Source organism: Flavobacterium sp. AC274 (genome assembly GCF_979258275.1).
The window spans coordinates 3504789-3517225 of record NZ_OZ409852.1; the positions used below are offsets into that span (position 1 = coordinate 3504789).

At 31.5% G+C, this 12437-nt stretch carries 8 protein-coding genes and 1 pseudogene; all 9 read right to left on the bottom strand.

What is annotated here, in order from left to right; translation table 11 throughout:
* Positions 1–7: 7 nt before the first annotated feature.
* The 9 genes and pseudogenes from ACZZZT_RS15645 to ACZZZT_RS15685 all read right to left on the bottom strand — a co-directional run bounded on the left by ACZZZT_RS15645 (position 8) and on the right by ACZZZT_RS15685 (position 12366).
* A pseudogene (locus ACZZZT_RS15645) lies at positions 8–3735 on the bottom strand (SusC/RagA family TonB-linked outer membrane protein).
* A gap of 203 nt (positions 3736–3938) precedes the next feature.
* On the bottom strand, positions 3939–4247 hold the full coding sequence (locus ACZZZT_RS15650) for a DUF4974 domain-containing protein (protein WP_463461074.1): 309 nt from the start codon (positions 4245–4247) through the stop codon (positions 3939–3941).
* A gap of 173 nt (positions 4248–4420) precedes the next feature.
* Complete coding sequence (locus ACZZZT_RS15655) at positions 4421–5047, bottom strand: FecR family protein (RefSeq protein WP_463461075.1); 627 nt, start codon at positions 5045–5047, stop codon at positions 4421–4423.
* 90 nt (positions 5048–5137) lie between these two features.
* Entirely contained in the window at positions 5138–5746 is a 609-nt protein-coding gene (locus tag ACZZZT_RS15660) for an RNA polymerase sigma factor (protein ID WP_463461076.1), read from the bottom strand.
* A gap of 260 nt (positions 5747–6006) precedes the next feature.
* A complete protein-coding gene (locus tag ACZZZT_RS15665) occupies positions 6007–9393 on the bottom strand; it encodes a T9SS type A sorting domain-containing protein (RefSeq protein ID WP_463461077.1) in 3387 nt (1128 codons plus the stop codon).
* A 155-nt stretch (positions 9394–9548) separates the two neighbouring features.
* Positions 9549–9977 carry a hypothetical protein gene (locus tag ACZZZT_RS15670; RefSeq protein WP_073394161.1) on the bottom strand — a complete coding sequence of 143 codons (429 nt, stop codon included), beginning with the start codon at positions 9975–9977 and terminating at the stop codon, positions 9549–9551.
* Positions 9978–10115: 138 nt separating this feature from the next.
* The gene (gene sucD, locus ACZZZT_RS15675; protein WP_007808093.1) at positions 10116–10988 is read right to left on the bottom strand and encodes a succinate--CoA ligase subunit alpha; all 873 of its coding nucleotides are present in this window, start codon (positions 10986–10988) and stop codon (positions 10116–10118) included.
* An 84-nt stretch (positions 10989–11072) separates the two neighbouring features.
* Complete coding sequence (locus tag ACZZZT_RS15680; RefSeq protein WP_042567040.1) at positions 11073–11435, bottom strand: nuclear transport factor 2 family protein; 363 nt, start codon at positions 11433–11435, stop codon at positions 11073–11075.
* Position 11436: 1 nt separating this feature from the next.
* Positions 11437–12366: a UDP-3-O-(3-hydroxymyristoyl)glucosamine N-acyltransferase gene (locus ACZZZT_RS15685; RefSeq protein ID WP_042567041.1), complete on the bottom strand. Its 930-nt coding sequence runs from the start codon at positions 12364–12366 to the stop codon at positions 11437–11439.
* Positions 12367–12437: the final 71 nt, after the last annotated feature.

Consider the following 12437-nt stretch of genomic DNA (forward strand, 5'->3'; position numbering starts at 1 on the left):
TGAACTATTATAATGAAATGTTTAAAGTAAAAGTGTATTGAGACGTAACCGGCATAGCAACACCTCCAGAATTACGGAACTCAGGATCCTGACCATTTAATTTTTTGTCTGAATAAATTAACCATGGGTTAACTGCAGATCCTTTTAAAGTAAATGTGCTTAATCCTAATTTTTTCTTGAAATCATTAGGAAACTCCCAGCTTAATGAAATATTTTTAAGCCTTACAAAATCTCCATCGGCAATACGAGCATCAGAATAATTATAGGTATTATAAGCTCTTGCCAATGTACGTTCTCCTCCATAATTTGCATTCAAACGTCTGTCTGCAATAACAGGTACGTTTGTAAAGTTTTCATCACCCGGATTAATCCAACGGTTTGTAAAATCTTTAGTGAATACTGTTAAATCATCATAAGTACTATCATAAATAGGATTTAAACGTACTTTGTTACCTCCTGACCCTACAAAGAATACGTATAAAGACCAATTTTTATATGTAAATGTATTGGCTAAACCAAGTGATTTATTTGGCTCAATAGAACCTTCGTATTTCAAATATTTAGTCACATCCAAATTGTCCTGAAAATTCGCTTCTGTAATATTATTATCTGCTCCGTCTTGTAGAATAAAAGTTGGTAATCCCTGATTATTTAAACCCGTAAATTGATAAGAATACAATGAATTTCTTGGATGACCAATTGAATTTCCTCCGTTTGCATCTACTAAATCAAATGCAGTTGGTGTATTTTCAAGTTTTGTGATTTTTTGAGAATAAACAGAAAAATTAAGTGTTGTAGACCATTTAAAATCACGATTATCAATGTTTTTGGTTGTAAAACCAATCTCAAGACCTTTGGTTTCCATATCAGCATTATTTCCTTGTCTGATTCTTTGACCTCCAATTCCAGAAGTGATTACATAATCAACCAAATCAAAAGCTTTACGGCTGTAAATGTCCGAAGTAAACTGTACTCTGTTGTTAAACATTCCAAGATCAACACCAATGTTGGTTTCGAATTGTTTTTCCCAGGTTAAATTTCCATTTTGTAATTCTTCAATATTAATCCCTGATTCTCTGTCGTCAAGACCAAAACGATCTGTGATATAACTTTTGTAAATCGCCAATGAGTTTGTTGCAGGTCCTGCAGTTGCAGTAAGTCCGTAAGAAGCTCTTAAAGCTAAAGTATTTACATATTCAACATTTTTCATGAACTTTTCTTCGGCAACATTCCATTTTCCACTAAAAGTATAAGTTGGCAGCCATCTTGATGAATCACTGTTTCCTTGTCTATTTGATCCGTCATAACGTCCTGTAACAGAAGCTGTATAACGACGATCATACGTATAACCAACTTTTCCGAAGAAACCTACTGTTCTTTCTTTTTCTTCATTAAATCCGTAATAAGAATCTCCTCCGTTGATAATTTTTTCAATTAATCTTGGGTCTGTAAAAGCAGTTAAACCTCTGTCGTATTGTAAACCTGCAGCGGTAAAATTATCACTGCCTCTGTCTACAACTCTTAATTCTGTACCAAATAAACCTTCTAATTCGTGTTTATCATCTAATGTATTTCTATAACTAACACTATTTCTTAAGTTATAAGAAGTCATGTCATTTGTAAATTTTCTTAAGAAACCACCATTTGGCAATACAGAAACTTTAGGAGCCGTTAAATCATTCGGATCTTGATATAAAAATATATTTTGATCTCTAACCAATGTATTTACACCGTCTTCACCATCAGGAGTTCCAGCTTTATAAGCTCCAACTACGTTTGAATTTTCCATAATCTTGTGCTCACGACTTGTGTTCGCAAAACGTGCAGAACCTGTTAAATTATAGTTTAAGTGTGGATTAATTTTATAATCTAAATCCAATTGAAAACGAATATCTTTAACCTGAATTTCCATGAAATTGTTTGCCAATTCATTGATAATATTCATTTTAGCCCAGTTATTTCTGTAGTATTCCAGATTACCATTTTCATCGTATGGTCTTAAAGTTCTGCTTGTATTTAATACATAGTTAAATGGGTTGATATCAAAATCACGAGTTACTTTACCAAAAACGACATCTTTTTCGCTTTCATAACTTCCAGGTGCACCTTGATCACGAACCGAAGCCATAGTAGAAAGTGTAACATTTAATCTGTCATTTACATAAAATGTACCTTTAATATTTGATGAGATTTGTTTCACATCATCGGCAATAGTCCATCCCGGATCTGTATAATACCCCAAAGAGGCATAAAATGTATTGTTTTTACCACCGCCAGAAAAACTCAAAGAGTGATTTTGTGTAATAGATGGTCTAAATAATACACTAAACCAGTCTGTATTTGCCTGTTCGTATTTCTTTAAGAAATTATTACGGCTAACAGGATCATTATTAACCAAATAACCACCTGTTTCTGGCACATAAGTATTTATTGCTCTACCTAAAATATTGTAAGCTCCTCCGTATCTTCCATTTACAGTTGATGGTAAATCCAGATATCCTTTAGATTCCATTTCTTTGAAAATACTCATAGATTCCTGAGAATTCAGGATATCATACTGGCTGTAATTTGGAACTGCCCTAACAGTTTGTTCCAATGAATAACTCACTTTTAAAGGTGCATCTCTACGACCTTGTTTTGTAGTAATAACTACAACTCCGTTTAATGATCTTGAACCATAAATAGAAGTTGCTGAGGCATCTTTTAAAATCTCAATATTTTGAATATCATTTGCATTTAAACCAGCAATAGACGAACTCAATAATGTCTCTGAATTACCAGACGCTAAATCTGCAAATGTCAAATTGATAATATCTTCCTGAACAACACCATCAATTACCCATAGCGGTTTTGTATCTCCAAAAATAGAAGAAGATCCACGAACTGTAATTTTTGGAGCTGTACCAAATGTTCCTGTAATGTTTTGTACTGTTACACCGGCAGCTTTACCTTCAATCATTCTGCTCACATCTACAACCCCGTCTACTTTTAATTCTGCTCCCGAAATTTTACTGATTGCTCCTGTAAAAGTTCTTTTTGATGTTTTTTCGTAACCTGTTGTAACTATCACTTCTTTCAGGTTTTGGCCTGATTCGTTCAAAATTACTGTAGGCGAAGTATTTTCAATACCAATTTCTTTAGTTTCCATTCCAACATAAGAAATTACTAAAGCAGTACTATTTGCAGGCATTTCGATAGAAAAATTTCCGTCAAAATCTGTTAATACAGCAATTTTAGTTCCTTTAGCCATAACTGTTGCGCCAGGAAGCGGCACACCAGACGGATCAGTAACTTTTCCTTTAATGATAGGCCCTGCCATTAGCACATCAAATAAAGAATTATTACTATCTAAGTTCGAAAAAGGTTCTAATGAATTGTCCTTCTGTAAAATAATCTGATTACTTACCTCAGAGAAAGTAATATTAAAGGGTTTTAAAATTCGATTAAGTACACTAGACAAAACTTCCTGATTGGCCTCAATTGTAACTTTTGGTTCAATTGCGGCAATCTTGAATTGTACGAAAACTTTACATGTGCAGATTTTTGCAATTTAGATAAAGCATTATCTAAAGTTAAATCTGAAACAGTAATCGTAACTTTTGTATCTAGTTTTCTTTGTCCATTTACACTGTTCGCCATTGTAACACTTGAAAATACAAGTGCTAAGACAAACTGAAATAGCGTTATTTTCATGATTCGGTGGAGTAATCGTTGTTTAACAACTGGTTTTTTCATAATTTTGGTTTGTTTTGATTAATACTGTTCGAGTGTATTTTAAGAAACACTATGAATTACTTTTTACAGAAAGCAATTCAATTAATTTAAGTGTCGATAATGTTACAGCATTTCGGCACTTTTTTTATGTATTTTATTCTTACATAGGCATTTATGAATTTTTAGTTTAAGGGGTTTTAATTAAATTTCTTGAATAATATTTTTTAGTTACAGCCTTTTGATGTTATGGTAATTTGATTTCCATTCATTTCAAAACTCGTATCGTTACCAATGCTTTTACAAATAATTTTAAGTTTCTCCGGCAGTGGCTGATCGCTAAGTGATGTGGTCAAATGGCAATCATTTAATTTATCTTTAGGATAATCAATATCAACTAAATAAGCTTGTTCTATAGTTTCGAAAATTTGAGCAATCGGAATATCGTTAAACTCAAAACTTAATTGTTCGATATTTCCAACACTACGAACCAAAGCTTCATCTTTTGTAATATTGGTTATTTTATTAAAAACCAAATCTTTACGAATAAACCGAAGTGCCTGATTTGGAAGAAGTACGACTTCATGATCTGTAGCATTCGAAATTAAACTATTGGATTTTACCCTTACTTTACCGGTGCGAACAAGAACTTCAACATTTTGCTGGTCCTGATAAGCTTTAATTCTAAAACTAGTACCAACAACTCTTGTTACAATTTCGTTTGCGTAAACAAAAAAAGGCTTTTGGGATTTTTACTAATTTCAAAGAAACCTTCGCCGGATAAATAGACCTTTCTTTCATTTCCGGTAAAGATTTTAGGATAACTTAATTTACTTTTTGGCTGTAATAAAACCGAACTTCCATCAGATAATGTGATAGTTTGAGTAATGTCCGAATTATTGGTTTGCTCAACTAATCCCTCATTATTTTCTTCTATCAATTCATTATAGGTGACAACAGTATTGTTGATCAAGCTATTATTTCTAAAAGCCAAAACTGATGATAGTGAAATGATTAAAAGAGCTGCAACGCCACTTAACCAATATTTTCTCAGATAGAAAATTTTTGATCTCGTATTATTAAAATCTTCTTTTTCTTCGATTTTTTTCCAGGTAGATTCCAATGCTTCATGAATCTCATTTTGAGACAGATTAACATCGGTAACTTTCATTGCTAACAATAAAAGTCTTGCATCTTCAACTAATTTGGCTCGTTGACGATTTTCTAAAGTCCATTCCTCCCAGCCTTGTTCATCAATTTTAGATAAAATCCACAATTGAAATGACTGATCAGCTAAAAGATCTTCGATTTCGGTATAAGTATTACGTTTTTGCATCTTAGAATTAGGGTTACAAAAACATAGAGGACACTTTTCTTATTACATACTCACTTAATTATGATTTTTTTTAAGTTTTTTTTAAGAAATTCAAAAAAGGACTGAAGATAGCAGTAAAATATAGGACAAATTGCCTTTCCATTCCTTACGAAGGCTCAATAATCCGCGGTATAATAAGTTATTTGCCGATTGATAATTAACATCTAATAATTCTGCAATTTGTTCTACAACAAATCCCTGATGATATCGCAGATATAAAGCTTCTTTTTGACGAGGGGGCAAATCGTTAAGTAATTTATTCAAATATAAAACACGTTCTGCAGTCACTTCATCTTCAACGAGTTCATTTTCTATAGAAAAGTCAAAAAGAAATTCGATCGCTTCTGTCGAAGTTGTTTTGCGAAAAATATGATCTCTTTGAAATAAACGGGCAATTCTTTTTCTTACGCTCGATAATAAATACGCCTTTACAACAACATTTTCCTGCAATGTAGTTCTATATACCCAGACATCTGCAAAAACATCCTGTACGCAATCCTGCACCTTTTCTTCAAAAGGAGAAAGAGAATTTCCATAACTAACTAAATCCTTATAATATCTTTCAAAAAGTTGAGAAAAAGATTTTTCATCACCGGCTTTTAAATTACTCCAAAGAGTATTATCATCTAAAAACTTATTGTTTAAAGTTTGGCTTTTCATATTTATCGGGCGTGGGAATTATCAAAACAGGCTTTTCTTAATACAAACAGAATAGTATTTTAACATTATTCTTTCGTATTGTTCGATAAATATATAAAAGCAAAAATATAAAAGCAATTTATTTACAAAAAAGGAGCGGTTTCTTAATCTAGAAACCGCTCCTTACCTTTGACTATATCAGGATTCTTAAATAAATGTTAAAAAATATTTTTATTTGAAGAACCTTACAATTGTGAGATTTTACAGATAGTTCTATAAGTTTATTCCTTAATAAATTTTGCAACAGAAGACCCTCTGTCTGTTTTAATTTTCAATAAATAATTTCCTGCTCTCAATCTTGAAACATCAATGGTAGAAACGTTTTTACCATTTGGAACAGCAATTATCAATTGTCCTAATACATCATAAATTGAAATCGAATTTATTTCAATATTATTTTTTAAGGAAATATTCAAAACGTCTTTTGCAGGATTTGGATATATATTAAAATAATTAGAAAAATCGAAATCCTTAGTACCAAGAGTTTTGAATGTAGAAGTTGCTTTATTAGTTAAGATTGGAAAATTATAATCAAAATAAATATTTGCCTCATTTGTAAACGAATTGCCTACGGATAATGTTGGCAATGTTTTAATTTTAAAAGCAATATAACCATCATTATGAGCATCGTCGTATGGAAGTTTTATTTTTTCGAAGATGAATTCTACTTTATTTCCATCAGAAATTTTAGTGGTGTACGAATGACTTGAACTTGTGGGAACCAAAGTTGCAATATCAAATTTTGATAAATCGATCATGTCTTTTACAACAATATTTTCTGCCGGATAATTTCCGGTATTTTCAAAACGTATTAAATAATGAACATACTCTCCAATTAATTCTGGTTTAATCACATTTCCTTCAAGACACGTTTTATCATTTGGATCATAAGAACCTACAACTGTTTGGTTTAACTCAAAAGTATTATCCGTTTCTATTTCATCTGCAATAGCAGAATTTATTTTAGCAGTGTATCTTAAAATATCATTATTATTTACTGCAGGAGTTTGTGTTGGAGTATTTACTTTTAAGACAATTTCAATTTCCTTAGACTCAAAAGGTTTTAAATTTGTAAAATCCCAGGCAATAGCCCCAGTTGTCTGACTGGAAAAAGTAACATTAGTAGAAACAAAATTCAAAGTAGAATCGTCAAAAGCAAGATTTACTGAACCAGATTGCGTTAAATTTCCTTTATTTTTATAAATGATTTTGTACTTAGCATCAAAACCAGGTCTTGCTGGTTGAATTGGTAATATATTAATTTCCAAATCTTTATGAGAACCATTAGGTACTAAACAGAAATCCTGGGCAAAAGGACTCGCCATCGATGGAAAAATTACATTTACAAAACTTGGTGAAACCGTAAAATAATCAGGATTTTCTAATATTGGCGTTACTTTATAACTTCCCTCTGAAACGGGAATTAAGTAGTTGCCTGTTGAATTATTAATAATACTTTCGTTTTTAATCGTATCATCTATAACAAATTTAAGGTTGGAAGCTGGAATATCTAAAGCATCGCAGCCATTATTATTACTGTCTATTCTAATATTTCCCTGAATAACATAGTTTGTTCCTCCTGGCTTAAATGAACAATAAGAGTTTACATGACAATCTGTATATCCATATTTACTAATAGATTTTTCAATATCCTGGATTTTATTATCATTTACACAAATATATTTTAAAGTCGGATTGTTTAAAAATACAGCTTCAAAGTCATTACTGTTTTTTAAATTAATAAACTCAAATTGATTATCATTTAAATTATAATCGCACATAGTAGTAAACATAGCACTTCCATCTGCATATTCATAGATATATGTCCCCGGCCCCATAAAACCATCCTGTGGAGTGTAAATAACAGTCGAAAAATCTAAATTTGTTAACTTATTGTTTGTACAATCGAATGTTATAATATTTAGCAATCCAGTTAAATCAATACTTTCAACAGTATTATTTTTGAATGAAAGCATTTGTAATTTCTTTAGTCCCAAAACATTCAGTTTTGTCAACAAATTATTATCACATTCCAATAATCCAAGATTACTAAGACCAGTAAGATCTAAGTCAGTAATTTGATTATTAGTACAATAGAAATCTCTTAAATTGGTAAGTGCAGAAACATTTAATGTAGAAAATTGATTATAATTACAATTTAAGGAAATAAGATTACTTAAACCTGACAGGTCTAAATTGGTTAATTTATTCTTTCCACAAGCTAAAATCGTTAATTTACTTAAACCTGTTAAATCAATTTTAGTTAATTCGTTACTCGTGCAATAAAAAGCGGTTAAATTATTTAGTCCCAACAAATTTATATCGGCGAATTTATTGGCAGAACACGAAAGCTTACTTAAATTCGTCAAACCCGTTAAGTCAATAGTTGTCAATTGATTAGTATCTACATATAACTCTGTTAAATTGGCTAAATTTTTTACATTGATACTAGTCAAAATATTATTTTTGCAATAGAAAAAATTCAGTTTTCCTGCACCGGTAACATCTAAATTGGTAAATTTATTATTATTGCAATAAAGCATTTTTAAATTATTTAAACCAGTAATATTTAAAGACGTCAATAAATTTTCAGAACAAAATAAAGATTCAAGGCTTGTTGACGATGAAACATCCAGGCTTGTCAATTTATTTCCTCTAAGATCTAAGCTTTTAATTTTACTTAGCCCCGTTCCTGTAAATGATGTAAATTTATTTTCAGAAAAATTAAGAGATTCCAATAAGGCAAGTCCATTTACATTTAAACTAGTTAATTCGTTTCTCCAGCATAATAATTCAGTAAGGCTTTTTAAATTACTTGCATCTAGTGTTGTCAGTTTATTTGAGCCACAATCCAGATACTTTAATTTAGTTAAATTACTCACATCCAAAGAAGTAAACTTATTAGAACTACAATCTAACCAGGTAAGATTAGGTACACCACTAAGATCTATTGTTACTGTAGAGAAACTCACCTTACAATTTAAACGCTGCAATGCAGGCAAATTTTTAATTTCGAATGTGCTAAGAGTATTAAATTGACAATCAATATTATTGAGCTTAGACAAACCTGATAATTTTAATGAAGTTAAAACATTAGAAGCACAAATTACATAATAAAGATTCTTTGAAGAAGTCAAATCCAATTCTGTCAATTTATTGTATTCGCAATTTATTGCCTCCAATTTACTTAATCCGGCCACTTCTATGCTTGTGAGCCTATTACCATCACAAAATAAAGCAATAAGTTCAGTTAAACCACCTATTTCTAAAGAAGTAAGTAAATTACGATCGCATCTTAAAATTTCTAATTTTGATAAATTTGTAACATTTAGATTTGTCAATGAATTAGAACCACATTGCAATGATTTTAAATTACTGAAATTTGAGATTCCTTCTAAAGAGCTTAATTGTGAATTAGTAAGTGTTAAATATCCAACTTTAGACGCTTCAGAAACCTCTATTTCTTTATTATCATTAGTATCAATTTTCATGCTTAAACCATTGACATCTGATGCAATTTGATTTGATGTACTAGCAAGAAGCAATTTTGCCTTAAAATTAGCATCAGGAATATTAATTATCTGAGCATTAATAGAAGAAAAAAGCATAAAGCCAGTAATAATAAGTAGTTTTTTATCATATTTTTGGTTTGTTTTTGGATGCTAAATATATGACGCTCAAAATTTAAATCCTAACACTTAATAAAAAAAGCCTTACTAAATAAATAGCAAGGCTTTTCGTGAAATTTTATTTTAAACAGCTTTTAGAAAGCTACATTCCATCTTGGTAATTTTGCATTTTCATCTAAGAAATTTTGTAAAACCTGTCCTTCAACTGCAGTTGGAATTGCTTTTACATCTGCATTAAAAGTTTCGTACCAAACCACTTCAAGAGCTTCAATACTTTCTAATTTCATTTGTGCAGGCCATGAATATTTTCTTCCTGTTTTTGCAAATTGGTGTCCGTTTACGATTTTATCGTATAAACCTCCATTTTTGCTTTTCAAAGTCCCGTCGTTTTGAACAGTTCCTGTAGAAGCAACCATTATTAATTCTTTCGCATCACCTTCAACAGCATATACAACAAAAATTCCTGCACCACCTTCGGGAGCATTACAAACTTGTTCTAAACTATCTTCGATTGTAAAAGTAAAACTGTTGCTTACTTTAAACTTTTTTAATTCTTTGTACATATTTCTTTTTTAAGCTTCTGAGGTTCTAAGAAACTGAGTTGCTAAGTTTTTAATTTATTCCTCTACATTTTAAAAATGTAAAAAAGTCTCAACAAATATTGAGACTTTTTTGGAATTTGTTATTTAAAACATTGGAGATTAACCCAATACTTCTTTTACTTTTTTACCAATTTCAGCTGGTGAATCAACAACGTGAATTCCGTTGTCTCTCATAATTTGTTTTTTAGCAGCAGCTGTATCATCAGAACCACCAACAATAGCACCTGCATGACCCATTGTTCTACCAGCAGGAGCAGTTTCTCCGGCGATAAAACCAACAACCGGTTTACGGTTACCATCAGCTCTAACCCATTTAGCAGCATCAGCTTCTAATTGACCACCAATTTCACCAATCATAATGATGATTTCAGTTTCTGGATCGTTCATTAATAATTCAACAGCTTCTTTAGTTGTAGTTCCAATAATTGGATCTCCACCAATACCGATAGCTGTAGTAATTCCTAAACCTTGTTTTACAACCTGATCTGCAGCTTCGTAAGTTAAAGTTCCTGATTTAGAAACGATACCAACAGTTCCTTTTTTGAAAACAAAACCTGGCATAATACCAACTTTAGCTTCACCCGGAGTAATAACTCCCGGACAGTTTGGCCCGATTAATCTAGAATTTCTTTCTTTAACATAATTATTTGCTTTAATCATATCTGCTACAGGAATTCCTTCTGTAATAGCAATAATTACTTTAATTCCAGCGTCAGCAGCTTCCATAATTGCATCAGCAGCAAAAGCCGGCGGTACAAAAATGATAGATGTATCAGCTCCAGCTTGATCTACAGCATCTTTTACTGTATTAAAAACCGGACGATCTAAATGGCTAGTTCCTCCTTTTCCCGGAGTAACACCACCAACAACATTAGTACCGTACTCAATCATTTGAGAAGCATGGAAAGTTCCTTCGCTTCCTGTAAATCCTTGAACAATTATTTTGGAATCTTTATTAACTAAAACACTCATGATATATATTTTATGTAGTTTTTAAAATTGTGTTGCAAAAATAAGGTTTTGTAATCTATTTTAACCTTTTTGTCGTCAAAAAAATTAAGAAAATTGACTCATTTGATAACCGCGATAAAGTTTGTCATCTTTAATTTGCCAAATTGTAGCAAAATGAGCTAATAACATTTCTTCTCGTGGGTTTTCAATCGTTTTCACGAAATGTGAGTAACGTATTGAAACTAAATCATCTTCGGCAATTATATGGCTAATTCTCACCTTAGATCGCACATAAGCACGACTTAATTCATTGGCCATTGCGAGCATCGAATCATAATCCATCTCAATCAATCCTTTGGTACTATTCCAATCCAACTTTACATCGGGATGCAAATAAGTTTTCATGATTTCGCTATCAATTAAGGCATCCGACTTATAAAATTTTTGAACAAATTCTTTTATAGACATATTACTTCAATTTACTTAGAATTTCAGGAATCTTTTTGATATTGGCTAATTGTTTTAACTTTTCTCTTGATTCTTCTATTGGAGTTCCAAAATAAGATTTTCCGCCTTCAACAGATTTAGTAACACCTGTTTGCCCCATAATAACAGCCTTCGCTCCTATTGTAATACCGCTTGTGGTACCAACTTGTCCCCAAATAGTTACTTCGTCTTCAATAACAACGCAACCAGCAATACCGGTTTGTGAAGCAATTAAACATTTTTTACCGATAACTGTATCATGACCAACATGTACCTGATTATCAAGCTTAGTTCCCTCTCCAATTGTTGTATCACCTGTTACACCTTTGTCTATGGTACAAAGTGCACCAATGCCAACATTATTTTCGATCACTACTCTACCACCAGAAATTAACTGATCAAAACCATCCGGACGTTTTTTATAATAAAAAGCATCAGCGCCTAAAATAGTTCCTGCGTGAATAATCACATTATCGCCAATTACAGTATGATCGTAGATAGTAACATTTGGATGTATTATACAGTTTTTTCCAATTGTTACATTGTTTCCAACAAAACAATTAGGCTGAATTACAGTTCCTTCTCCAATATTTGCAGAAAGAGCAATCGAGACAGTTGTTGCCTGAAAAGGTCTAAAATGTTTGGTTAGGGTATTGAAATCTCTGAAAGGATCATCAGAAATCAAAAGTGCTTTACCTTCAGGACAATCTACTTTTTTATTAATTAAAACAATAGTCGCTGCAGATTGTAAAGCTTTATCATAATATTTTGGATGGTCAACAAAAACAATATCGCCTGGTTCGACAACATGTATTTCGTTCATACCTAAAACCGGAAAGTCTTGGTCTCCTATAAATTCGCAGTCAAGCAAATTTGCAATTTCTCGTAAAGAGTGAACTTTTGGAAATTTCATATTTTATAATTAGAAAATTTGTCAATTAGAGAATGTGTCAATTAAGAAATGTGTCAATTAGAAAACAAAAT

What these genes read in the sequence shown, in the direction of transcription:
- ACZZZT_RS15660 (WP_463461076.1), bottom strand. Translation starts at nt 5,746, where the DNA reads ATGAAAAGCCAAACTTTAAACAATAAGTTTTTAGATGATAATACTCTT.
- ACZZZT_RS15655 (WP_463461075.1), bottom strand. Translation starts at nt 5,047, where the DNA reads ATGCAAAAACGTAATACTTATACCGAAATCGAAGATCTTTTAGCTGAT.
- ACZZZT_RS15665 (WP_463461077.1), bottom strand. Translation starts at nt 9,393, where the DNA reads ATGCTTTTTTCTTCTATTAATGCTCAGATAATTAATATTCCTGATGCT.
- ACZZZT_RS15685 (WP_042567041.1), bottom strand. Translation starts at nt 12,366, where the DNA reads ATGAAATTTCCAAAAGTTCACTCTTTACGAGAAATTGCAAATTTGCTT.
- sucD (WP_007808093.1), bottom strand. Translation starts at nt 10,988, where the DNA reads ATGAGTGTTTTAGTTAATAAAGATTCCAAAATAATTGTTCAAGGATTT.
- ACZZZT_RS15670 (WP_073394161.1), bottom strand. Translation starts at nt 9,977, where the DNA reads ATGTACAAAGAATTAAAAAAGTTTAAAGTAAGCAACAGTTTTACTTTT.
- ACZZZT_RS15680 (WP_042567040.1), bottom strand. Translation starts at nt 11,435, where the DNA reads ATGTCTATAAAAGAATTTGTTCAAAAATTTTATAAGTCGGATGCCTTA.